Annotated in this window: 19 protein-coding genes and 1 pseudogene; 15 read left to right on the top strand and 5 right to left on the bottom strand. The window is 64.7% G+C overall.

Features of this window, described 5'->3' with window-relative positions:
- Positions 1 to 293 (top strand): annotated as a pseudogene (locus U9983_RS17010) (DNA primase); the annotation flags it as partial.
- Between the two features lie 40 nt (positions 294 to 333).
- Complete coding sequence (locus tag U9983_RS17005; RefSeq protein WP_322754975.1) at positions 334 to 1,515, top strand: RNA polymerase sigma factor; 1,182 nt, start codon at positions 334 to 336, stop codon at positions 1,513 to 1,515.
- A gap of 26 nt (positions 1,516 to 1,541) precedes the next feature.
- Here the strand turns inward: U9983_RS17005 and U9983_RS17000 are convergent, their stop codons facing one another.
- A complete protein-coding gene (locus tag U9983_RS17000; RefSeq protein ID WP_322754974.1) occupies positions 1,542 to 2,219 on the bottom strand; it encodes an acetyltransferase in 678 nt (225 codons plus the stop codon).
- Positions 2,220 to 2,469: 250 nt separating this feature from the next.
- Between U9983_RS17000 and U9983_RS16995 the strand changes: the two genes are divergently transcribed.
- The 7 genes from U9983_RS16995 to U9983_RS16965 all read left to right on the top strand — a co-directional run bounded on the left by U9983_RS16995 (position 2,470) and on the right by U9983_RS16965 (position 10,040).
- Complete coding sequence (locus tag U9983_RS16995) at positions 2,470 to 3,120, top strand: sugar transferase (RefSeq protein ID WP_322754973.1); 651 nt, start codon at positions 2,470 to 2,472, stop codon at positions 3,118 to 3,120.
- A gap of 79 nt (positions 3,121 to 3,199) precedes the next feature.
- Positions 3,200 to 4,423 (top strand): DegT/DnrJ/EryC1/StrS aminotransferase family protein, encoded by a 1,224-nt coding sequence (locus tag U9983_RS16990; protein WP_322754972.1) that lies wholly within the window; start codon positions 3,200 to 3,202, stop codon positions 4,421 to 4,423.
- Between the two features lie 225 nt (positions 4,424 to 4,648).
- Positions 4,649 to 4,819, top strand: coding sequence for a hypothetical protein (locus U9983_RS16985; protein WP_322754971.1), 171 nt, complete (start codon positions 4,649 to 4,651; stop codon positions 4,817 to 4,819).
- A gap of 102 nt (positions 4,820 to 4,921) precedes the next feature.
- Entirely contained in the window at positions 4,922 to 5,749 is an 828-nt protein-coding gene (locus U9983_RS16980) for a TylF/MycF family methyltransferase (protein ID WP_322754970.1), read from the top strand.
- Positions 5,750 to 6,472: 723 nt separating this feature from the next.
- On the top strand, positions 6,473 to 7,777 hold the full coding sequence (locus tag U9983_RS16975) for a lipid II flippase MurJ (RefSeq protein WP_322754969.1): 1,305 nt from the start codon (positions 6,473 to 6,475) through the stop codon (positions 7,775 to 7,777).
- A 50-nt stretch (positions 7,778 to 7,827) separates the two neighbouring features.
- On the top strand, positions 7,828 to 8,694 hold the full coding sequence (locus U9983_RS16970) for a hypothetical protein (protein WP_322754968.1): 867 nt from the start codon (positions 7,828 to 7,830) through the stop codon (positions 8,692 to 8,694).
- Positions 8,691 to 10,040, top strand: coding sequence for a hypothetical protein (locus U9983_RS16965; protein WP_322754967.1), 1,350 nt, complete (start codon positions 8,691 to 8,693; stop codon positions 10,038 to 10,040). Before U9983_RS16970 ends, U9983_RS16965 begins: the two co-directional genes overlap by 4 nt.
- A gap of 20 nt (positions 10,041 to 10,060) precedes the next feature.
- On the opposite strand, the gene U9983_RS16960 is transcribed toward U9983_RS16965, so the two are convergent.
- The 3 genes from U9983_RS16960 to U9983_RS16950 all read right to left on the bottom strand — a co-directional run bounded on the left by U9983_RS16960 (position 10,061) and on the right by U9983_RS16950 (position 13,637).
- Positions 10,061 to 11,026: an NAD-dependent epimerase/dehydratase family protein gene (locus U9983_RS16960; RefSeq protein ID WP_322754966.1), complete on the bottom strand. Its 966-nt coding sequence runs from the start codon at positions 11,024 to 11,026 to the stop codon at positions 10,061 to 10,063.
- 196 nt (positions 11,027 to 11,222) lie between these two features.
- On the bottom strand, positions 11,223 to 12,431 hold the full coding sequence (locus U9983_RS16955; RefSeq protein WP_322750727.1) for a glycosyltransferase family 4 protein: 1,209 nt from the start codon (positions 12,429 to 12,431) through the stop codon (positions 11,223 to 11,225).
- 213 nt (positions 12,432 to 12,644) lie between these two features.
- Positions 12,645 to 13,637: a glycosyltransferase gene (locus U9983_RS16950; RefSeq protein WP_322754965.1), complete on the bottom strand. Its 993-nt coding sequence runs from the start codon at positions 13,635 to 13,637 to the stop codon at positions 12,645 to 12,647.
- An 896-nt stretch (positions 13,638 to 14,533) separates the two neighbouring features.
- Between U9983_RS16950 and U9983_RS16945 the strand changes: the two genes are divergently transcribed.
- On the top strand, positions 14,534 to 16,135 hold the full coding sequence (locus tag U9983_RS16945; protein ID WP_322754964.1) for a bifunctional diguanylate cyclase/phosphodiesterase: 1,602 nt from the start codon (positions 14,534 to 14,536) through the stop codon (positions 16,133 to 16,135).
- Here the strand turns inward: U9983_RS16945 and U9983_RS16940 are convergent.
- Positions 16,074 to 16,754, bottom strand: coding sequence for a protein tyrosine phosphatase (locus tag U9983_RS16940; protein ID WP_322754963.1), 681 nt, complete (start codon positions 16,752 to 16,754; stop codon positions 16,074 to 16,076). The genes U9983_RS16945 and U9983_RS16940 overlap by 62 nt on opposite strands.
- Before the next feature lie 162 nt (positions 16,755 to 16,916).
- On the opposite strand from U9983_RS16940, the gene U9983_RS16935 reads away from it, so the two are divergent.
- The 5 genes from U9983_RS16935 to U9983_RS16915 form a co-directional block, all read left to right on the top strand.
- A complete protein-coding gene (locus tag U9983_RS16935; RefSeq protein ID WP_322750722.1) occupies positions 16,917 to 18,230 on the top strand; it encodes a nucleotide sugar dehydrogenase in 1,314 nt (437 codons plus the stop codon).
- Between the two features lie 111 nt (positions 18,231 to 18,341).
- Positions 18,342 to 19,625 (top strand): glycosyltransferase family 4 protein, encoded by a 1,284-nt coding sequence (locus U9983_RS16930; protein WP_322754962.1) that lies wholly within the window; start codon positions 18,342 to 18,344, stop codon positions 19,623 to 19,625.
- Positions 19,622 to 20,785, top strand: coding sequence for a glycosyltransferase (locus U9983_RS16925; RefSeq protein WP_322754961.1), 1,164 nt, complete (start codon positions 19,622 to 19,624; stop codon positions 20,783 to 20,785). The genes U9983_RS16930 and U9983_RS16925 overlap by 4 nt, the downstream gene beginning before the upstream one ends.
- 1,412 nt (positions 20,786 to 22,197) lie before the next feature.
- A complete protein-coding gene (gene gap / locus U9983_RS16920; protein WP_322754960.1) occupies positions 22,198 to 23,205 on the top strand; it encodes a type I glyceraldehyde-3-phosphate dehydrogenase in 1,008 nt (335 codons plus the stop codon).
- Positions 23,206 to 23,331: 126 nt separating this feature from the next.
- Positions 23,332 to 24,538, top strand: a 1,207-nt coding sequence (locus U9983_RS16915) for a phosphoglycerate kinase (protein WP_322754959.1), incomplete at its 3' end; no start/stop codon positions are given.

The following is a 24,538-nucleotide window of genomic DNA, read 5'->3' as shown; positions in this document are numbered from 1 at the left end:
GGGTTGGCATGGTGGCCACGGCAGCCGGTGACGACGAGCTGCGGCGGTTCGTCACCGGGCTTGCCGTCGAAGCCGTGTTCTGCGACCACGATGTCGACGACAGGTATGTCGATGAGCAGATGTCACGTATACAGGAGTTGCATGTGACCCGTCGTATCACGGAGGTGAAGTCGCGTGTGCAGCGGCTCAACCCCGTGACCGACGCCGAGACGTTCAAGCGCGCATATGGTGAGCTGATCGCCTTGGAACAGCACAAGCGCCAGCTCCGGGAACGGGGCCTGGGTGCCGCGTAACCTGGGTCGATCCCGAGAAGGAAGTGACGAGATTCCGCCCATGAGCAGTCCAGCCGTCCTACCGCGCGAGGCCCAGGTGGACGAGGTCAAGGACCTCATCACCAGGGGCAAGGAGATCGGTTTCCTCACCACCGAGGACGTCACGGTCGCACTGCAGGCGGCCGAGCTGCCACCGGAGCAGACCGACGCCGTCCTGCAGGTCCTCAACGACGAGGGCATCGAGATTCTCGAGGCGGGCGGGGAGGACGCCGACGAGGCCGACCTGCTCGCCCGGCGTCGCCGTGAGGAGGAGGAGCTGGCGCTCAAAGCGCCGACCTCCGATCCGGTCCGCATGTATCTCAAGGAGATCGGCAAGGTTCCGCTGCTGACCGCGGAGGAGGAGGTCGACCTCGCCAAGCGGATCGAGGCCGGCCTGTTCGCCTCCGAGAAGCTCGCGGCGGCAACCCGCAAGACCTCTCCGCAGATGCGCCGTGACCTCGAGGCGATTGAGCGTGATGGGCAGGTTGCCAAGCGTAAGTTGGTCGAGGCGAACCTGCGGCTTGTGGTGTCGATCGCCAAGCGCTACGTGGGCCGCGGCATGCTGTTCCTGGATCTCATCCAGGAGGGCAACCTCGGTCTGATCCGCGCTGTGGAGAAGTTCGACTACACCAAGGGCTACAAGTTCTCCACCTACGCCACCTGGTGGATCCGCCAGGCGATCACCCGTGCCATCGCCGACCAGGCACGCACCATCCGCATTCCGGTGCACATGGTCGAGACGATCAACAAGTTGATCCGCATCCAGCGGCAGCTCCTGCAGGACCTCGGTCGCGAACCGAGCCCGGAGGAGATCGCCAAGGAGATGGATCTCACGCCCGACAAGGTGCGCGAGATCCTCAAGGTCTCCCAGGAGCCGGTGTCGCTGGAGACCCCGATCGGTGAGGAGGAAGACTCTCACCTCGGTGACTTCATCGAGGACTGCGACGCGGTCGTGCCGGTGGACGCGGCCAGCTTCATCCTGCTGCAGGAGCAGCTCGACTCGGTTCTGCACACCCTCTCCGACCGGGAGAAGAAAGTCATCCAGCTGCGGTTCGGGTTGACCGACGGCCACCCGCGCACGCTGGAGGAGGTCGGCCGGGAGTTCGGGGTCACCCGCGAGCGCATCCGGCAGATCGAGTCGAAGACACTGTCGAAGCTGCGCCATCCGTCCCGGTCGCAGAAGCTGCGCGACTACCTGGAGTAGTAGCTGGGGTTCGCGGTCGACACGGATCACGAGTCCGCGGGGTTCTGCTGCGCGATGACCGCTGCCCGCGGACGGGCGGGTACACCGACCGCGACCACTCCGGCTGGAAGGCTACGGACCACGGCTGCGCCGGCCCCGACCGTCGTACCGATTCCGACGGTCAGTCCCTGGATCACCGTCGCGCCGGTGCCGATCGTCACGTCATCCTCGAGCGTGACCGTGCCACTGACATGCGCGCCCGGAGACAGGGTGACGTAGTTTCCGAGCTGGCAGTCGTGCGCGACGGTTGCTCCGATGTTCAGATGGACGTGCCGGCCGGTCCGCACGTTCGTGGTGATGCTTGCCAGCGCGCAGACCACACTGCCTGGGCCTAGAAGCACGTCCCGCCCGATGACGGCCCGAGGGTGCACCAGCGTGGCCGCCCGGCGTCCCCAGTTGGTTGCCATCGAGTCGACGGCTCGGCGTACGGCGGGCGCGCCGACGCCGACGACATAGGCCGCATCGATCTCGGCGAGGAGCCGCACCGGGCCCAGATGGCGCACCCCGCGTCGGCGCAGCCTGTCCGGGTCGGGTTCGTTGTCGTCAAGTACCCCGAGCAGCTCGTAGGTCGGGCAGACCGCGTTGACGGCTTCGACGACATCGATCAGTTCCCGGCCGTGGCCGCCGGCCCCGACCACGACCAGCGTCGTTGGACCGTGGCCCACACCCGCCTCCTTCGCCGATTGGTAGTCGTACGAGCGCGCTCAGTAGTGTTACTGTGCGTGCATTATGAGCGTCACCCATTCCTCCGACGGCCCCTCCTACGCGCCAGCAGCGAACGTACCGGGTCGTGTCCTCGTATCGGAACCGACACCCGCACCCGCACCCACGGCCCAGCCAACACCGACGGCGACGGCGACCCGCTGTGACCGCTGTGACCGATATGAGCGTCGCAGTCGGCGGGCGAAACGGGCGGTGGACGCCGCCGGGGCGGTCGTCGGCCTTGTCGGGTGCGCGCCCCTACTGCTGGCCGCAGCCGTGGCAATTCGCCTTGAAGACGGCGGTCCGGTGTTCTTCCGCCAGGAGCGGATCGGGGAGAACGGCCGTCCGTTCACAATGTTGAAGTTCCGGACAATGGTCGTGGATGCGGAAAGTCGAGGCCTCGGTCTTGTCACACACCGCGAAGACGACCGCATCACCAGAGTGGGTCGCCTGCTGCGCGCGACCAGCATCGACGAGCTGCCTCAGCTGATCAATGTGGTGCGAAATGATATGAGTCTGGTCGGGCCGCGTCCAACGGTACGCAGCCAGGTGGACCGGTACACGCCTTTTCAGCGGCGGCGCCTCGACGTACCGGCAGGCCTCACCGGATGGGCACAGATCAACGGCCGAAACGGGATTCCGTGGGCACGCCGCATCGACCTTGATGTCTGGTATGTGGACAACCGGGGCACCTGGCTGGACTTTCAGATCATCGCGCGCACATTGGTCACCCTTGTCCGGGGAGACGGCACGTACGGAGCCGGCGGCCTGAACCCGGACCTTGAATCCGACACCGCTACGACAAGTATTCCCGCACAGCGAACCGATGCTGCCACCGCGGATACCCCGCTGAATCGTCACTGACGCGAGTCTTCCCTGACGTGAATCGTCACTGCAGCCTGCGAACAGGTATGTAACCTCGACCGAAATCACGGGAGCTTTCATGCGGAGCATCACCACGGCCCAGCTCGCCGTCGACGGGGGAATGCCCGTCCGCCGGGCAGCTTTCCCCGGCTGGCCGCGGTTCGCCGAACAGGAGATCGCCGTGGTCGGGGAGGTGCTGCGGAGCGGGTTGGTCAACTACTGGACTGGATCGCACGGGCGGGCCTTCGAACGTGAGTACGCCGCCGCGGTCGGCGTCGCCCACGGCGTAGCCGTCGCGAACGGCACGCTCGCGCTCGAGCTTGCCCTACGCGCCGTCGGTGTCGGCGCGGGCGACGAGGTGCTGGTGCCAAGCCGGACGTTCGTGGCGTCGGCAACCTGCGTGATCGCCGTCGGCGCTCGGCCCGTCTTCGTCGATGTCGACCGAGATTCCGGCAACCTCACCACCGCGACGGTGCGTCCGGCGATCGGGCCGCGGACCCGTGCCGTGATCGCCGTGCACCTGGGAGGCTGGCCGGTTGACATGGATCCGCTCCTGAGTGTGGCGCGTACGCACGGTCTTGCTGTGGTCGAGGACTGCGCCCAGGCACACGGCGCCGTCTACGACGGAAGGCCGGTCGGCGGCCTTGGCGACGTCGCAGCCTGGTCCTTCTGTCAGGACAAGATCCTTACTACCGCCGGCGAGGGTGGGATGGTCACCACCGACAACCCGGCGATCTGGCGGGCCGTCTGGGCGTACAAGGACCATGGTAAGGACCCCGAGATCCTCGCGACCCCGCACCACGGATCCGGTTTTCGTTGGGTCCACACGTCCTTCGGCAGCAATGCCAGGATGCATGAGCTTGCCGCGGCTGTGGGCCGAGTCGTCCTACCTGACCTGCCCAGCTGGATCGAACGTCGGCGGGAGAATGCGGCGGCACTGGCGAAGCGGCTTTCGGAACTGCCGTCGCTGCGGGTACCCACACCCGACGGGGAAACCCTCGAAGCATCTTTTTACCGCATGTACGCCTATCTCGACCCGCAGCGGTTGCGGGCCGGTTGGAGCCGTGACCGGATTGTCGAGGCTGTCCGCGCAGAAGGTGTTCCGTGCGCGGTCGGGAGCTGCGGTGAGGTCTATCTGGAGCGGGCGTTCGGGCTGGACCTCCGCCCGCCGGCCCGGCTACCCGTGGCCCGCGAACTCGGTGAGACCTCGCTGGCGTTTCTCGTCCATCCGACCATCGACCTGAGCGATATGGCCGACGTCGCTGACGCCGTCGAGAAGGTACTCACCGTCGCCACAGCATGAATAGCCACCGGGGACGCCCGCTGCCACGCCGGCGGGTAACCCGGGGAAGCGAGATCGACCGCCGCAGCACCGCCGACGGAACGCGCAGCGACGGTCCGAACAGCCTCATTCGATCATCGGTGTCAAAGTCAACCGCAACTGGCGCCGTCGAATCCCAACTCACCCCTTGCGATTGCCTATCGGTAGTAGATCAACTGCTTATAGTAGTGTTACTAACCGTGCATCATGAGTCTCACCTGCATCGCCGTCACTGCAGCACCGATCCTCGTCTCCGCGGCGACGCCTGCGGGTACTGCCCACGTATTGGAAGCCGAGTCGGCACCTCCAGAACGTGCCGCGCTGCCCCCTAGCGAGGTCGTAGAGATCAAGCTGCGCATCGGCGGCGCCGCGGGTTGAAACGCGCGGCTGACATCTCAGAAGCTGCTGTCCGGCCCAGCGCTTCCGGCAGGTGGCCGCCCAGCCAACGGAACATCGTCTCAGGAAAGTTGGTGACTAGAAATGGATCAAGCGGACAACATTCGCGAACTGTATATCGGCCTACTTAAGCAGACGGTGACCTTCGACCTCTGGGATGCAGCGGACGGCAACCTGTGGAATCCGCGTCGCACATCCTATCGAATAGTTGAACGGATTTTGGACCGATGGCATCTAAAAATATTTCAGATACCGCCTTCCGATTGGCGTGAAAACGGCCGCGGCTGGCCGCGGTTCGCGCATACGATGATCGGTGCGAAAAGGATCGAAAACCTGGACGTGTGTATGCGCACGGTCCTCCGGGAGAAAGTGCCGGGCGACTTTATTGAGACCGGCGTATGGCGCGGTGGCGCATGTATCTTCATGCGTGGTCTGCTTCGCGCATACGGCGTGTCGGACCGCACCGTCTGGGTCGCGGACTCGTTCCAGGGGCTGCCACCGCCTGAGGCGGACAAATATCCGGCTGATGCGGGCGACCAGCTCCACACGATGTCCGAACTCGCCGTATCCCTTGAGGAAGTACAGGAGAACTTCCGACGCTACGGATTGCTTGATGACCAGGTCCGGTTCTTGCGGGGCTGGTTCAAGGACACTCTTCCGTCGGCACCCATCGAGAAGTTGGCGATAATTCGCCTGGACGGTGACATGTACTCCAGCACCATGGACGGATTGCAGTCCCTCTATCCACGGCTGTCTATGGGTGGGTTTGTCATCGTGGACGATTATGGTGCGATGGAGAGCTGCCGCCGGGCGGTCGAGGATTTCCGGGACGCTCGCGGAATCGACGCGCCTCTGATGAAGATCGATCGAGACGGGGTGTATTGGCGGAACGGCGTACCTGTCCCTGCCTGACCTAACGCCGATAGCTCGTCGCCGTCCCGGCCGCACGATGATCGGTCGTTCGTCGACTTCGAACCTGTCGATGATCTGCTCGGGGGACGGGGCGGCGTCGGCTCATCCGGGGCTGTCTGCGGGTCCCCCGGGCTTCCGGAGCTCGTGGGGCCGAATTGTGCCCGCCAGGTTCGGGATGGCACCCCGGCGCTGGTCGCGTATGTCGGGGTACGCACCGCGGTGGGTCGATCCCCTACGCTCGGACTTCATCGCCTCGTGAAATCTTCGGCGTACCACGGGTACCCACCGTAATTGTACCGCCAATAAACAAAGGGAGAAATCGGTGGGTGCGCTGAAGGCGAGGGATTGGTTGTGTGGCCCGGGGAACCTCGTACCGCACACGGATCGTCCGACACATGACGAGTGGAAACTCGCGCTTGCATCCATCCGGATGACCGGGCCGATACCTTTCGCGCCTTTCGATGATTCTGGCGACGGCGGGGCCTGCGACCCCAGCAGCGGCGCTTCCTTCGGAAGCGACGAAAACATCGGTACCGGTGGAGATCGTCTACCGGGCACGACCCCCCCGACCGCCGCGGAAGCGGAGCGACTGTGACCTTGACATCCACGCAGCGACGGGACGGGGACCGGGATACACGCGCGCGCTCGCAGCCCGGTGTCGGTCGCTATCGAAAAATTCTGCGAACTAGCGTCTGGAGGGTACTTTTCGGTATAAGCTCTGTCGTGTTGTTGGGGAAAGTATTCGGATTTCTTCGCGACGTCGTCATGGCAGATCGTTTTGGAACCACATTGCCGGTTGCCTCCTTCTTTCTCGTTGTGGGACTACAGGCGACGATTGTGATCGTCGCGGCGGATGCTTTTATGATCGCCACGACGACCGCCGTCTGTCATCACCGAGCAGTGGCATCACGCTACGTGTTGAACGGCCTCCTGTTCGCGGTCGTCGTAGCTGCCGGTCAGTATTTTTTCGCCAGGCCCTTGGGTCATGTCCTGGTGGGCTCCGCCCACAGCGACTGGGCCGAACTCGCCACCGCACTCCGCTGGACCGCGCCCGGATCCGGTGCACTGATTTTCCTCGGTGCCGTCGGTGGCGTGCTCAATGCGACTGAGCGTCTGATGAGGGCTGCCTGGCTCGCTGTTCTCTGGTCCGTGCTCGCGTTTGTCTTCCTGGCCACCTTCTCGAGTCCCCGGGTGGCAATCTATCTGGGCTGGTCCACAGCCCTGGTAATCGCCTGCGTGGTGGGCGTCCTGCTCATTCGATCCGATCTCCGATACACGCCGGACAGCGCTCCGACCGGACAGTGGAAACCTCTCGTTCTGATTGCTGTGGCAGGGCTTCTGAACCAGGCTTCATTTATTATCGAGCGGCGCGCGGGAGCGGGGATCGGTCAGAGCACGATAGCAGGAATAGGGTATGCGTACAAACTGATCACGGTGCCACACGGCATCATTCTCGGCGGGATCTCCGTGTGGGCATTGCCGAAATTTATCAGATGGGAACGGGGATTTGAAACCGATGCGTCGGCACGATTGAAGGTCATAATTACTGCGATCATGTCCGCGCTGGCCCTTGTCGGGATTCTTCTGGCAGCGGCTGCACCGGTTCTGGTATCGATCGCGCTCGCCCATGGTGCATTCGGAGAAGGCGAGGCAGGAATTGTCGTCTCCGCTGCACGCGGCTATGCGATCGGCCTGCCGGCGATGGCAGGATACGTAGTCGCAGTTCGGGCGGCTCAGGCAAGGAGGCGGTACGGCCTGGTGATAATGGGAAGTCTGAGCGGCATGCTGGCCAACGCAATCCTTATCCATCCACTCGCCGCTTCACTGGGAGTGTTCGGCGTAACCCTTGCTACATCATTCGGTAACTGGGTTGTCTGCCTGGTTCTGATCATCTACCTCTTCCTTCCGGTGGGCCGGAAGAACAGGCCAGCACACCGGAAGGCCACCTTTCTTAAACCCGCCTTTGGGTTGCCAAATAAGCGGCCTGCTCGCCGGGCAGCGACAACGGCCAGAGCCGATCTTTCTTGACTGACACGTGCGAATCCCGGGATGGTCGTCCTACTCTCAGGAGAAATTACATGATCGTAGAGGCGTGTATCGTGACGTACGGGAGCGCGACGGTCGTAGGCAGTGCGGTTGATAGCTTGCGGCATCTGCCGGTGGGATCCCGCGTCGCGGTACATGATAACTGTCCTAGTGACGGAAGCCTGGCCGCCGCGAGGCGGAGCGCGGATCTCGCCGGTCTCGATCTGCGGGCGGAGGAATGCAAGGACAATTGTGGTTTCGCCGCGGCCTGCAATTCCCTCGCCCGTTCCTCCACAGCCGATCTACTTCTGTTCCTGAACCCGGACGCACGGTTGCTGAATTGGCCGCATGAGCTGACAGCGACCGACGACACAATTTACGGGCCGACACTTCTCGGACGCTTCGGCGAGTTGCAGCGTAATTACGGAGACGGGCGCAGAACGCTTCCGCGGGAGGTTGCGGAACGGTGGCTGCGGATCAAGCCACGGCCGCCAGTCAGCGTTGGATACGTGGGGGGCGCGGTTCTTCTGATTCCCAGGATGATGTTCTTGCGCCTCGGCGGTTTCGACCCCAGATTCTTCATGTATTACGAAGACATCGATCTCTGCTGGCGCGCGAACTCTCATGGCTATTCAGTACGGCTGCGGCCCGACTGGCTGGCCCAGCACGCCGAGGCGCACGCGGCTAAACGGGATCCCACGGTCGCACTGGTGCGGAGCTACGAATCCGGACGATGGTACTACGCAAAGAGCGGACAGTCGGTTCGTGCCTACGATGCGCTGTGCCTCATGGACGGTGTTGCGCGTACAGCACTCGGGACTTTCGGCCTGTACGTACGCTACGGACCGCAGCATTATCAGGAGCTTGTTCGCCACGTTTACGGGAGAATCGGTAAGCCGCTACAGCGACCGGTGGGGTGAATTCGTCGATGAAAGCGGTCGGGCTGTTCGTGAAATCGGTCGGCATGGCGTGTTTCATATATGTTCTCCTGAGGCCGGTCTCGAACAATAGTATTCTTGTTTCCGTGTTGGCTGCCATGGGTATTGTTGCGGCCGCAGCATGTCTGCTGGAACGGCGTCGCATCCATCCGGTCCTGCATCCGATCCTGTACCTGCAGGCTATTTTCGGCGCTTTTGGATGTTTTATAGGAGCAATAAACAATGCGCCAGGTCTCACTTTTGGATACCTGGTCTACTTTGTAGCGCCGGTAGTTTTCTGGACGTTTGTCCGTGTGCACGACGTGCGGCTTCTACGGCTGACATTTTTGAGTCTCGCAATTGGCACCACGATACTCTCAACCGTCATAGTTTGCTATGTCGGGGGCCAGAAAGGGGTTATTCCACAGTTTGTTCCGGAATGGGTGATTAGTGGCTCGGACGCTCGGGTCGGATTCAATGACGGCGGGATCGAGATCCGCTTTCTTGGATTGTCCACGTTGGCGGCTGCGGCGCCGATATGGCTGGCCTCGCTTTTTCTGGCCCCGAATCCGATCATGCCGCCTATCTGGCTCCGAATTTATGCTGCGACAACGTCTCTGGTCGCGACGCTTGTCGGTGGTCGCCAGGCCATCATCATCAATGTGGCACTGACCCCGGTAATGCTCTGGGCGTGCAGCCGGCTATTGGGAAGATCCGGCAGTCGAGGTCGGTACCGTCCGGTGTACGCTCTCGTTTCTGCCATGGCCATCATTGTGGTTGCTTACCTGGGAGTTAATCACGGCCTATTCAGGTCGGCCGCTTTTACTTCGGCTTTCCGGGATGCGCGAAATATAGTGGTCGGGGAATCCGGGGATACGGCGGCGTCGTCCACAGTCACCATCAGGATCGAGGAACAGCGGCAACTGCTTGATGCGTGGGCCTCGTCGCCTGTCACCGGTCAAGGTTTCGGTGCGGTGATCAAGGGTTACTCGAGAAATGACGCCCGTCCGTGGAACTTCGAGTTGCAGTACCTGATGCTGCTGTTTCAGACGGGCCTCGTTGGTGCGCTTCTGTTGGCTGGCATTGCCGGGTCTGCTGTGGCCGCGATGCGTCGCGCCGTCCGCGTCGCGACCGGACCGGAGATGGTTGACATGGCCGTCATCGCCACAGTCGGTGCGGTTTCGATGCTCCTGGCGAACATCTCGAACCCGTACCTTCAGGCGCCGGGGCATATGTGGGCAGTCTATCTGCCTCTTGCCGTCGCCAATATCATGCTGCTCTCCGGCGACGGCTCGGGTGACGTGGCGCATCACGACCTCCCCACCGTCCGGCTCGCGACAGTTAAATAATCTTACGGTTCTCGTGGCCGTCAGCGGGAGGCAATCTGAACCGACGGTTCAGCAGGAACCTCCCGGTCGACAGACTGCCTGTTCGTATACCACTGCACGGTTGCGGCAAGAGCGGATTCCAGACCGTACAGCGTCGCCGCAGGGAAGAGTGTTCGCAGGATCTTGGTATCCGCCTGCGAGTCACGGACGTCGCCCGGCCGCGATGCGACGTGCTCGACGTCCAGGCGACGTCCGATTATCCGTTCAAGAAGACTGATCACCGTTAGCAGGCTTGTACGGGTCCCGAATGCCAGGTTCACCGGGCCGTTGTGAACAATCCGTCGTAGCGCGGCATCGGCCAGAATCTCGGTCACTGACCGCACATAGGTGAAGTCCCGCGTCTGCTGGCCGTCGCCGTGAACCTGTATTTTATGCCCGTTTACGGCGGCCTCGACGAACCGTGGGATCACCGCCGCGTACGCGTGTCCGGCCGACTGCATGGGCCCGAAGACATTAAAGAAGCGAACCGCGAGAACCGGTAGGTCGAAACAGGTCGCATATGAAAGGGCGTAACTTTCGGCTGCCAGCTTGCTGACCGCGTACGGACTCAATGGGCGAGGCAGCATGTCCTCTCTTTTTGGCAGTCTGCGGTTGCCGCCATACACTGACGACGACGACGCGACAACCACGTGCGCCCCGGCCCGTCGTGCGGCTTCGAGAATTTTAAGTGTACCCGATACGTTCACCTCATTGGAGGCGAGTGGATCGGCCAGGGATCGTGGCACCGACGGACGGGCGGCGAGATGGATGATCGAATCGGCTCGTGTGACCGCTTTGTCCACCGCGACGCGGTCCAGGATGCTGGCGTCATGGATTTCTACGGGGAGCCCTTCGAGATTTTCGAAGGTACCGGTGCTGAAGTCGTCGATCACGACAATCTCGGGCACCTTCAGGGCGAGAAGCGTTTGACAGAGATTCGCGCCTATGAAGCCGGCGCCGCCGGTCACGACAATCCTCATTACGTCACCTCGATTAGTTTTTGAGCTGCGTTCAGGTATCGTACGAACTGATCTGGAACCCGGTTGCGGATGGTCGCGCTCGTGCCGAAAGACGGCCCCTTCTTGAAGCTAGAATCAGAAAGAGGCGTTGGGCGACGGCGGATGCCGACGGGAGCGGGTCACTACCCGATACGGCACGGCCGCCTCAGCGGTTTCCGTTCATGTTTTTCTCGCGAAATTTCTCTAGTGCACGCCTCATCGTCGGTCCGGCCCTCCGCTTGTTGTTCCGTTCTTTGAGTAGCTGCCGGAAGAGCCGATCGTTCGTATCCCATATTACTTGCCGGTCAAAGTCACGCCGGACCCGCTCCTGACCGTTCCGTCCCATCCGGTGGGCAAGTTCGGGGTCTGCGAGCAATCGGCCCAGCGCGTCAGCGAGGGCGGTGGCGTCCCTTGGCGCGACGACGTATCCGGTGAGACCGTTTACGACCGAATCGACCGCACCGGTGGCGCTCGTAGTGACAGCCGGGCGACCCGCGGCAGCTGCTTCGAGGGGAACACCCGGAAAGCCCTCGCGATAGGTGGGCAGTGCGAGGACGTCCATCACGTGATATGTCGGTGCCGTGTCAGCCAACCATCCTGCCTGGATCACGCCCGGCGCGGTGAGCATTGAAGCCGTACCGGCCGGCAGGGGATCATCCGGATCCGGCTCGCCGACAAGCAGGAGGAACAGGCTGGGAAATCTTTGCTGGAGGATTCGGTGCGCCGCGAGCAGCTCCACGACTCCCTTGTCGCCCGTGAGTCGGCCCACGAAGCCGATTACTTTGGCATCCTCGGGGATCCTAAATTTCTCGCGAAGCAGCTTGGCGGCACGCAGGAGCTCCTCGGTGGGGGCAAACCGGCTGCTGTCCACTCCGTTGGATGTACCGTTACCCAGGAGGACACCCTTGCCCCGGGGCAACAGACGTAGCCGCTCCGCTTCCCGCAGCAGGCTCGGGCTTACACAGAGGACCCGGTGCGCGCTGAGGCACGCCACCCGCTCTGCACCCCACAGGAGTGCCCGCTTCGGCCCGGTAGCGGTTTCCAGTCGTAGGCCGTGCAGCACGTAGACGCGACATGGTACGCCTGCGGCCACGGCGGCGAGCCCGCCGAGCAACCCGGCCTTGGGCGTCCCGACCTTTGTGATCGTAGGCTTTTCTTTTCGCAGGACGCGGATAAGTTCGCGTAGCGTTCGCAGATCGGTTAGGGGCGTAATCTGGCGTTCCATGTGTACGGGAACGACACTGACACCCTCGCGTTGGGCGGTCGTCCATAGATCTGGGCCCGGCGATGAGACCAAGGTGACGGAATAGCCACGATTCCGCATGTTCGCGAGTTGGCCACGGAGCAGTATTCGGGCGCTCATGGGAACGGTCACGATGAACATCAGCCTGATGGCGGTGTCCGTTTGCGACGTCTGTGTCCCGGAGCTCCCAGCGTGTGGAACTTCTGTGACAGTCATGCTACTTACGGTAGTGGCTGCCTTGCAAAAGGTGGGTATCTGGCATCGGGTGTCTTCTCAAATTTCCTCAGATCGGATGCGGAAAACGGTCATGACCGGACGAAGAGCTGAAGATCACAGTGGTCACGTTCAGTTTGGGTCGAGCCCAACCGCGCTGCGCCATCTCGATGCCCATGTGTCGAACGAGTAGTGCCGTTGGACGGCGCCGCGGGAGCGTTCCCCGATGGCGGAGCGCTCGGAGACACTCATGGCGAGAAGGGTGAGAATCGCGTCGAACCAGTCATCCGCTCTGGTGATTGCTGTTCCACCCAGCCGATCGAGTGCCAGTTGGTTCGCGCCGACCGGGGATCCGGCGGTCGGTACTCCCGACGCTCCGTATTGAAGGATCTTATACGCGCATTTTCCGCGTTCGTACGGCCCGTTATCGAGCGGGGCGATGGCGACGTCCATATCGACAAGAAGTCGGCCGACCGCGGCCTTCGTCCAGGGTATCCGCTCGACCATGAGATCGAGGGAGCCAAGGGAAGCGGCGCCAGCGCTGACGATTCGAAGCCGGGCTCCGGTCCGGCGATGGAGCTCGAGAAGCGGATCTGCGACGAGGCGGAGGTAGCGTTCGGTGCTCGGGCTGCCGACCCAGCCGAGTACGGGCGGGTCGGAAAGTATGTAACTGTGCTTGCGTATATAGGCCGCCGGGTCTACGCAACTTGGAATCATGACCACATCGCGATTGAATCCGGATGCCCAGTCCGCGAGAATATCATTGCCGGCCACCACCCGGTCCGCAGCCAGCACCGCGGCAATGCATTTCGTCGGCTTCGGAACTATACGCCGTATCCAGGTGTCGCCGAAGTCCCACTGAAGGGCGTCGTCGAAATCGTAGACTCCGAAGTCTGCCGCTGACAACAGCTGCCGCTCAAGTCGACCGCGGCTGAAAGGGCTCGCCTCGCGGTGCAGCAACAGCCGATCCGTTCGCAGCCGGCACAACTTACGTGTGGTCCGTTCTGCGCTGGCAACCGCTAGCGCTTGACGGGCCAGCGCGCGGGGGTCTGCATTCTCCCGGCCGAGATAATCGTGTACCTCGGCATCCAGCCGGAGCCATTGCAGCCAATCAAGAATCCGCACCCGGGAGCTGCCCCCACCTGGCCCATAGGGGGTCACGACTCGCAACTGTGGTCGATTTGCCTGAATCAACATCAAGGAGGCGCCTCCGTTCGATTAAGACGATCATGCGCGACCTGAAACCTGCCCGGGGCGCCAACTGGCGACCGCATTGTTCCGAAAAGAACAAGGATGGCGGCGATCCACCTCGGCCATGGACGCCCGGCAGGCGGGACGTACACGGGCTTCTCCTCGGCGACGGCTTCCGGAGGTGCAGTACCTTCCCGGGCGGAGTACGGTCATCAACGATTGCTGTCGATGAATCGTAGCGTAGCCATATGAGTACGGTCTGTATTTTGTTGCATGGCGTGGCGACTGCACGGCAGTGATCCACCCGTAGGTCGCTATCCGGTGTTGATCACACCCGGGGTCGGCGGCCGTGGAGATCCTGCCCATGCAACGACCACGGTGTTGGCTTTTAAACGGACCACGTTGTGGCTTCCGGTGGTTGTATTCGACGCGGACCGAGCTCATACGCGGGAACTGCCTGGTAGCAGGGTTCGAAGCTGATCGACTGCGACTGAAGTGCCGCATATAGGGGAAGAGCAAGCCGTTACCCTCGGACGGGTCACTCTGAACAATCAGGACGTTCGAAATCCGGGGGAATCGATGCTTGACAACGGCACAGAACGCGCTGGTAGTGAGCTCATCGCGAGATTATCAGCTCAATGATTGCGATGTTCATGTCGGCGAACAGGGCGCGGCACCGGAAGTTTCACTCGGCTGCGTCGGCGGAGGGCTCGTCACTCCTGTCGGGCTGTGCCGACCGGATCCACCGGGCCGTTCGGCCAACCGGTGCAGGTGCCGGTGCCGGTGTTGGGCACGGTGCACCGGTGACCTCGGTGCCCATCGGAGCGATCATGGCTGGATTGCCGATCTTGATCATGTTGCGCCGCGAAGTTGCCGTATGGGTCGTTGACCTGCTGTGGCTGTCGATCATTTTTGTGATCGCTCGGACAGTACTGCGGACCCGCGCGCGTCGGGCGGAACAGACCGACGGTGAGTTCACGCGGATCGACGAACTGACCGGGCTGACCGATCGGCGTGGGTTTCTGGAGGAGGCCGCACGCCTGCTCACCGACGTCCCGAAGCCACCAGCGGTAGGTGCCGGGAGCGGCGGCCTGTCGCCTGGCGGTCGGGTGTCCGGGCCAACCACGGCGCTGATGCTGATCGACGTCGACCGTTTTGGCGAGATCAACGGTGGCCTCGGTCATGAGTACGGCGATCGTCTGCTGGTCGCTGTGAGCCGGCGGATCAGTGCGGTCCGACGGCCCGGTGACCTGCTCGCACGGATCAGTGGCGACGAGTTTGCCGTGCTGCTTCGTGGGATCGACGGCGAACAGGCACGGACGGTGGTCGACCATGTGGCGGTCCGTGTCCGGGATGCGCTGGGAATGCCGTTCGTACTGGCCGGTATGCGGGCACCACTTGAAGTGAAGGTAGGTATCGCCATAGCTCCCGATCACGGTACCGATGTCAGCGAGCTACTGGGCAATGCCGCCTTGGCCCTACGCGAGGCGAAGAAGTCACACATTGGTCACCGTGTGTACGACACGGGCTTGGTCCGGCCCAGCCCGGCCCGGCTGCGGCTGCGGACCGAGCTGCGCGCGGGACTGCGAGGTGGGCAGATCGAACTGCGGTACCAGCCCAAAGCCGATCTGCGTACCGGCTGCGTCACCGGCATGGAGGCGCTGGTGCGGTGGCGACATCCCGTCGACGGCGTCCGCTCGCCCGATCTCTTTCTCCCCGACATGGAGGCCATGGGCCTGATGCCGGCGCTGACCGCGCTCGTCCTTCGGACCGCGTTGGACGAGTGCGCACGTTGGCGCGCCGGCGGCGCAGCGCTGTCAGTATCGGTGAACGTTCCGGCATCCGTGATCGTCGATTCCGGCTTCGCGTTCGAGGTGCGTGACGCCCTGGGTAAGGCGGGTGTGCCGCCTGCTGCGCTGTGTGTGGAGATCACCGAGGATTCCCTGATCGCGCGGCGTGAACATGCTCAGCGCACGCTCGCCCGGCTGCGGACGCTCGGCGTCCGGGTCAGCCTCGACGACTATGGCAGCGGCTACTGTTCATTGGCCTACCTGCGCGACCTACCGGCCGATGAGCTCAAGCTCGACCGGGCCTTCCTGCGAGAGGTCGAACGGGACTCGACCGCTGCGGAGATCGTCCGTTCGACCATCGCCCTGGCGCACACGCTCGGACTGCGGATGGTCGCTGAGGGCGTCGAGACAACCGGCCTATGGGCGCTACTGGCGGCCTGGGGATGCGACGAGGTACAGGGCTACTTCGTCTCCCGGCCGATGCATGGCGACCAGGTTCTCCCCTGGTTACGCCAGTGGGCCAGCCGCACCGGGTTGTCCCCGGCCATGATTACCATGGGTGTTGGTGTGCCGGCGGGGGTCAGGTGTTCATCTGTACGGCGCGGGTCAGCAGTGTCAGCGGCTGCGCCAGCGCGGCGCTGATCTGCTCGGCGCAGGATCGGAACGCCTCGATCGATGCTCCGATCGGATCGGCGATGTCATCGTCGGAGGGACGCTCGGGCCGGCGCAGACCCCGGTGGTCCGCCGCGTGGGCGACAAGTGCGTCTCTCCATGTTCGGACACCGTCTGCCCGGATCACCTCCGCTGGGCAGGGGTTCGCCTGGCCGGTGTGTGCCGGGATGCCGGCGGAGGCAATGCCGGCGGTCAGCCGGGCGAACTCTCGGAGCGTGAAGGTACGGCGCACCGCCTTCGGCGCCATTGCCACCACGAAGCTGCGGTGTTCGCGCCCGGCGCACAGCACCAGGCAAGCGTCGCTCACCATCGTGCCGTCAAGGCGGCGCGCGGCGAAGCCGGCCGGGTCGATGCCTCGTTCTGCCAGGACTGCGGCGGCATGCCGGTGCATCGGCATGCCGTTACGGGCGTGTGTTCCGGCGCTGCTGACGGTCACCGAATGCACCTCGGTGCCAAGGTTTGCCCGCAATGCCGCGACGGCGAGATACTCGGTCATCGGTGATCGGCACAGGTTGCCCGTACAGACCACCAGCACCTGCCAGGGCGGCGTGGACGAGATCGGTTGGTTGATCGTCGCCGAAAGTGCCACGTCGTCCGCCCCTCCTCGGGTCCGGGCTTGGATGTTTTTTAGTATCAATAATATTACTCAATGTAGTTGATGTGTCGCTTGCTAATGCGGTTGCTTGTTGCTGGGGCGCGACACCTGCCACGACATCCCTCCAGGGGGCGTTAGGTCTGTCACGATCTGTATATGAGTCGTTGCGGAAAGTTGGTGGTGGTGGGTCAGGGCTATGTGGGCCTGCCGCTGGCGATGCGGGCGGTCGAGGTTGGCTGGTCCGTGGTCGGGATCGAGATCGACGAAGGCCGGGTCAAGCGCCTGGGAATCGGCGAGTCGTACGTGGAGGACGTCCCGGACTCGACGGTGGCCGCCGCTCTGGAGAGCGGCCGGTACTACGCATCGTCGAACTATGAGGACGCCGCCGGGTTCGACGTGGCTGTGGTGACGGTACCGACGCCGTTGCGTGAAGGTATCCCGGATCTGTCCTACATCGAAAGCGCCGGGCGCAGCCTCGGTGCGCGCCTCGCGCCCGGGGCGACCGTGGTGCTGGAGTCCACGACCTACCCGGGAACCACCGACGAACTGTTCGGGCCGATCCTGGAAGAGTTCTCCGGGCTGGTCGCCGGGGGCTCCTTCTTCCTCGGGTACTCGCCCGAGCGGATCGACCCGGGCAACCCGACCTGGAACCTGGTCAACACTCCGAAGGTGGTCTCGGGGATCGACGTGGCGTCGCTGCGGGCCGTTCGGGAGTTCTACGACACCCTGGTCGAGCGGACAGTGCCGGTGGCCTGCGTGCGCACCGCGGAACTGACCAAGCTGCTGGAGAACACCTTCCGGCACGTCAACATCGCACTGGTGAACGAACTGGCGATGTTCGCCCATGAGCTGGGCGTCGACGTCTGGGAGGCCATTGAGGCGGCGGCGACGAAACCGTTCGGCTTCCTGCGGTTCAGCCCCGGCCCCGGGGTCGGCGGGCACTGTCTGCCCATCGACCCGTCCTACCTGTCGTGGCGGGTGCGCCGTAGCCTCGGGCGCAGCTTCCGGTTCGTGGAGCTCGCCAACGACGTCAACGACAACATGCCCGACCACGTCGTACGGCGGGTCGTGGAAATACTCAACCGTCGTCGGATGGCCGTGAACGGAAGCCGGATTCTCCTGCTGGGTCTGGCCTACAAGAAGAACACCGGTGACGCGCGGGAGTCCTCGGCGGTGCGGGTCGCCGTGCTCCTTGATGCGCTCGGCGCGGACGTGCGGGCCGCGGACCCGCACGTCGACGACTCGTGCCTGCCGTCGGGGGTGACCTTCGTCGAGGCCGACGCCCAGGAACTGGCCGCTGCCGACCTGGTGGTCGTCCTGGTCGATCACGACGCCTTCGGGCGGGACCTGGTGGCACGCTACGCCCGCGCCGTGCTCGACACCCGGTGCTGGTTGCCCTCACCGCGGTCCGCACGCCACGACGGCACCGCGGTAGCCGCCGAAGGCGAAGCCGACATCACGCTCCTGTAACGTAGCTACAGGTGGTCTTACGAATGCTGTAGGTTACAGTTTGGGTGTGAGGATGTGCGTGCCGGCCGGAGTGCTCCGGCCCGGTCCGGTCTGGTACGGAGGGCAGGTGGAATGCGGGTCGTCGTCGCGACGGACGCACGGTTGCACCGATTGCCCGACGGCAGTATCCGATCGCCTACACCCGCTGACGCCTATCCCATGTGGTCGCGTTACCTCGATGCCTTCGATTCCGTCACAGTGCTCGCCAGAGTGGCGGCGCCGGCGCCGCCGAGCTGGTCGCGCGGCCCGCGCCAAACCGACGCCGAGATCACCGAGGGAATCATCAGCACTCAGCGGGCCGATGGTCCAGGGGTCACCGTCCACCCGCTCACCGACTATCGCGGCGCGCGAGGCTATCTGTGCGCCCTGCCCTCACTGCGCCGCGCCATCGGCTGGGTGTGCCGCGACGCCGGCCGGACCAGCCGGGCCGGCGCGGCTGGTCCGGCCGGTACGGCGGCGTCCGGCACCTGTTACATCGCCAGGATGCCGAGCCTGGTCAGCACCGCGCTGGTCGCCGCGTTGCGGGTGCGCGGGATTCCGTATGCGCTGGAGGTGGTCGGTGACCCGGCGAACATGGCTGGGGAGATCCTCGGCGGGTGGGCCGCCGGACCGGCTCGGCGCCAGTTCGCCCGCCAGCGCACGGGCGCGGTCGCGGTCAGCTATGTCACGAGTCGGGTACTACAGCGTGACTACCCGCCACCGGACGATGCGTTCACGACGTCCTATTCGACGGTCCGGCTGGACGAGAGTGACTACTGCGCCGGGCCCCGCGGGCAGCTCGCCCGCCCGCCGGCACCCGCCCGATTGTTGGCGATCGGTTCCCAGGAGCACAACCACAAGGGCCATGACGTGCTTCTGGACGCGGTGGCCCGCATCGCCCGACGCGACGACGGCATCACTGTGACGATTGTCGGCACCGGTCGCTGCCATGACGCTCTGGTGGCCCGGGCGCGCGATCTCGGTATCGGCGGTGTCGTGACCTTCGTGACCGTGCTTGACCGGCCCGGGATACGCGCCGCGTTCGACGAGACCGACCTGTTCGTTCTGCCCTCGCGCACCGAAGGACTTCCCCGGGTGCTGCTGGAGGCCGCGGCCCGCGGCGTTCCCGCGATCGCCTCGAGCGTCGGCGGCACGGTGGAACTGCTCGCGGGTGCGGATCTGGTGCGCCCGGGCCACCCTGCCCAGCTCGCCGCCCGCATCGAGGAGGTGCTCGTCTCGCCTGGGCGCCTGGCCGCAATGTCTGTTCGTAACAAGGCGACGGCGGAGGGATATCGTGCCCGGCTCCTCCAGGAACGCGCCCGGCATTTCTACGTCGAGTTCGCCCGTCGGGTGACCGAGCCCGGGTCGCGATTGTGAGCGTGGGAGCGCCGCGGACGGTGCTGCACGTGGTCGGCGCCATGGACCGGGCTGGTGCGCAGCGTCGTACCGTCGAACTGATGCGCAGGCTCGATCCAGATGAGTTCCGGTTGGTGTTCTGCGCCCTGGCCGGCGAGCCGGGAGCGTGTGATGACGAAATCCACGCGCTCGGCGGAGAGGTGTACCACTGCCGACCCGGCCCATCCTTCCCACTGACCTTCATCCGACTCCTGCGCCGGCTGCGGCCCTCGGTCGTGCATTCATCTGTGCCGACATCCTCGGGGGCTGTGCTCGGACTTGCCAGAGTGGCCGGCGTGTCGCGGCGCGTCGCCCACTTCCACACCGGCCAGGATTGGCGACGCACCGGTCCGGCCGGGGAACGCCTGGCGCGCGTGGTCGACCGAGGTCTGATCGACGTCGGTGCGACCGATCTGGTGGCGGTGTGCGAGACCGCCATGCGGGGGCTCTGGCGGTCGGAATGGCGGGTCGACCCGCGTTGTCGGGTGATCTATGACGGGTTGGCGGTCGAGCCGCTCGGCGTTGCCATCGCGGCCCGGCGGCGTGCGCTGGAGACCGCGCCGGCGGGTGTGGTGGCTCCGATCACCCTGGTGCACATCGGCCGGCCCGGGATGAACGCCAATCGGGCTCGCGCCGTGGACGTCCTTGCCGCGCTGCAGGCCCGTGGGGTCGACGGCCGCCTGCAGATCATCGGCTGCCAGGAGACCGGCGACACTGCGCGGCTGCTCGCACTCGCCGCCCGACGCGGCGTCCGCGACCGTGTCGCGCTGCTCGGGGAGCGTGACGACATCCCGCGTCTGCTGGTCGCGGCATCATTGTTGCTGGTCACATCCCACCACGAGAGTCTGCCGAGCGCCGTGCTGGAAGCCTGTGCGGTGGCCACCCCGGTGCTGTCCTGCGATCTGGCCGGCGTCGGGGAGATCTCTCGACTCCTGCCGGGCATCACCATGCTGCCGCTGTCCGCAGCGGAGGAGATCTGGGCTGACACCGCGCGGGCGCTGACCAGCCTCCCGCCGTCCCTGGACGACCGACGGGCCGCGTTGCGGCATTTCGTCCGCTCACCGTTCACAATCGAGAACTGGCAACGGGAGCTGACGGCCGTCTGGTCCGAGCGGGTTTCCGCGGCTCCTCCGGCGAGGTGAGAAAATACCTGAGCGGGTATCGTCGGGTCGGGCGCATGAATGTCCGGCAGGGATTGTCACGCCGTTGTTCACTGTTCGTCCAAGCTGCCTGTGGAGAAGGTGAACCTGCACCGGCAGGGTCGCCAGGTCGGGCTGGTGCGCCGATGCGGCCATTACCCCGTTCTTCGGTCTTTCCGCGTTCTTCGTCAGTTGCTGAGGTGCGGCGGCACAAGTCGTTACGACCGGGGGCTGTCGCCGTAACTCGTGCCGCCGCACCAGCTGGAAGGTACCGACGGCCCCACCCCGGTGGGGTGAGTGGGGACGGAGGCGGGGACCGCCGGTACCTGTTCAACCCTCGGTGGCCAGGGCACGGTAAGCCGGCCACCGAGGAGCTTATGTAGTCTCCGGCCGAACCGAAGACGGCGCGAAAAGGGCCAATATCGCGCCGCCATCGGCCGGCCGGAGACGGGAAGAACGACTTCTCGTCCAGCCCCCTTCCGCATGTTTTCCAGCGGCGGTCGGTTGCTGAACTGTTTGGCAGCTTAGGGCGCGTCAAGCCCATGCGTCTACTCCCAGTTGGGCGACATCGGTCTCATCGGAATGTGGTTCGCCGGCTGACCGGGGAACTGCGAAGTTACCGCGACACACCGCATACGAGCACGGCGATCCGCCATCGCCGGAGCCACTCGCGGGTGAACTCCCGGTCTGTTCCGACGTATCTGCTTCTTTTCAGCACCGGTCCGGTGAAATCCCGTTCAGGACGGTATTGCCGCGGACGGATTCCGCCCCGGCAGGAATACCGGCCGTGCCCGTGCCCGTGCCCCGGGGCCGGCGAAGCCGCCGAGTCGCAGTCGTCGCCCGGCGCCACGGACTGGCGTCACGGACCGGCGTCACGGACTGGCGTCACGGACTGGCGTCACGGACTGGCGTCACGGACCGGCGTCACGGACCGGCGCCACGGACCGCACATTTGCATTATCGAAGCGATCGGTGTAACGAACAGGTTGGAGCGTCGGCCGATCCCGTGACCCGTACCGATCAAGTGGGCACCGGTCCGGGCCGGCCCGGGCGGCGCTGTGGTCCGGTTCGTCGCGACCGGACCAGCCGGGACCGGCTGGGACCAGCGCGGATGCCGGCGGCGGGAGCTGACAGTGTCCACGCCTTTGAGGTGGCGTCGTTGAAAATAGTCACGCTGTGTAGATATGGGTCTTTTCTGCGGTGGGGCCGTGATCGGGGTCGGCTCGCGGGCGGATCAAGTCGGCCGGTAACCCGCCAAAACCGGAAAAAGAGCCAGGCGAGCAGGTCCTGGACACGCTGGGCGCCGATCTGTGAGGAGACCAACAGCGATCCGGCCGGATACCGGCCGATGATGTCCAAAGTCGTTAGGCTCACTGCGACAACGGAAAGCACACGACGTAGAGGGGTTCCCTGACGTGGTTACCCGAGTGGGTGTCAACGGCTTCGGCCGTATCGGCCGCAACTTCTGGCGGGCTCTTGCGGCGAGTAAGCGTGACGACGTACAGATCGTTGCGGTCAATGATCTCACTGACAACAAGACCCTGGCTCACCTGCTGAAGTACGACACGACGCTGGGTACGCTGGCGGAGCCGGTCAGTGTCGGCGACGGTGGGATCAAGGTCGGCGACAGTTTTATCAAGGTGCTCTCGGAGCGTGATCCGGCCGCCCTTCCGTGGGGCGATCTCGGGGTCGATGTGGTTGTCGAGTCCACCGGTCGGTTCACCTCGGCCGACGACGCCCGCAAGCATGTCCAGGCGGGCGCGAAGAAAGTCATCATCTCCGCCCCGGCCAAGGGCGAGGACCTCACCGTGGTCATCGGCGTGAACGACGACGTGTACGACCCGGCAAAGCACACTATCCTGTCGAACGCATCATGCACGACCAACTGTGTCGCACCGCTGGCCAAGGTCCTTGAGGACGCCTTCGGTATCGAGCGCGGCCTGATGACGACGGTGCACGCCTACACCAACGACCAGGTCATCCTCGACTTCCCCCACTCGGACCTGCGTCGTGCCCGCGCCGCCGCGCAGAACATCATCCCGACGACGACCGGCGCCGCCAAGGCGACCGCCCTCGTCCTGCCGCAGCTCAAGGGTAAGCTGGACGGCCTGGCCATGCGGGTACCGGTTCTGGACGGTTCGGTGACGGATCTGGTCGCGACCCTCAAGCGCGAGGTCACGATCGAGGAGGTCAACGCCGCCTACCGCGCGGCAGCCGACGGTGCGCTCAAGGGCATCCTCGTCTACACCGAGGATCCGATCGTCTCCTCCGACATCGTCGGCACGTCGCCGTCGTGCACCTTCGACTCGCTGCTCACGATGGTCAGCGGTAACCAGGTGAAGGTCATCGGTTGGTACGACAACGAGTGGGGCTACTCCAACCGCCTGGTGGATCTCACCGCTCTCGTCGGCGGACGCCTGTAACGGCCGCAGCACGATCATGAATCATCCGCGGCCGTTGTCCGCATGCCGACCCGGGGGGGCCGGGTGGGCTGACGTGGGACGTTGGAGAACTCCTGCGCGTTTTCTGGAAACTCTGGAGCAAACGGCGTGAGAATGATTGACGATCTACCGGTTGACGGACACCGGGTTCTCGTCCGCAGCGATCTGAACGTTCCGCTGGACCGTTCCGGCGACACGCCCCGCATCACCGACGACGGGCGGGTGCGCGCGAGCGTCCCCACGATCCGGGCACTGCTGGACCGGGGCGCCCGGGTGGTCGTCTGTTCCCACCTGGGGCGACCCAAGGGCGTGCCGGACCCGGCGTACTCGCTCGCCCCGGTTGCCGGGCGGCTCGCGCAGCTGCTCGGGCGGCCGGTCGCGTTCGCCGGTGGCAATGCTGGCGGTAGCGCTGGCGGGGGTGCTGGCGGGGGTTCCGGCGGTGACATTGCCGGGCCTTATGCTCAGAAGATCGTCTCCGAGCTCGGCGACGGTGAGGTCGCGCTCCTGGAAAACCTGCGTTTCCATCCCGGTGAGACGAGTAAGGACCCGGCGGTACGCGCCGCGTTCGCCGACGAGCTCGCAGGCTTGGCCGAGTTCTACGTCGGCGACGCGTTCGGCGCTGTCCACCGGGCGCATGCCAGTGTCGTGGACGTACCCGAAAGGCTTCCGCACGCCGCCGGAGCGCTGGTGCGCACCGAGTTGGAGGTGCTGGCGACCCTGGCCGGTTCCCCGGCCCGGCCCTACGTGGTCGTCCTGGGCGGGTCGAAGGTCAGCGACAAGCTCGCGGTGATCCGGGCGCTGCTGCCGAAAGTCGACGCTCTGCTGGTCGGCGGCGGGATGTGTTTCACCTTCCTGGCCGCGCAGGGACACGGCGTCGGCGGCTCGTTGTTGGAACCAAGCATGATCGATACCTGTAAGGACCTGCTGGGCGAGGCTGGGCACCGGATCGTGCTGCCGACCGATGTGGTGGTGGCGCAGGAGGTCTCGGCCGACGCGGTCACCGCGGTGGTCCCGGCCGATGCCATTCCCGATGCTGGCAAGGGCCTCGACATCGGCCCGGCGTCGGTGGCGCTGTTCGCCGATCGGTTGCGCGGTGCCCGCACCGTGTTCTGGAACGGTCCGATGGGCGTGTTCGAGCTCCCGCCGTTCGCGGCGGGTACCCGGGGTGTGGCCGAGGCCATCGCCCGGATTGACGGCCTGACCGTCGTCGGCGGCGGCGATTCGGCCGCCGCTGTGCGTGCTCTTGGCATTCCCGAGGAGGCTTTCAGTCATATTTCTACCGGAGGTGGTGCCAGCCTCGAATATCTGGAGGGCA

Origin of the sequence: Protofrankia sp. Cas3 (genome assembly GCF_963555955.1) — a bacterium.
In the GTDB taxonomy this organism is placed as follows: domain Bacteria; phylum Actinomycetota; class Actinomycetes; order Frankiales; family Frankiaceae; genus Protofrankia.
This window is presented reverse-complemented; position numbering and strand designations above follow the sequence as displayed.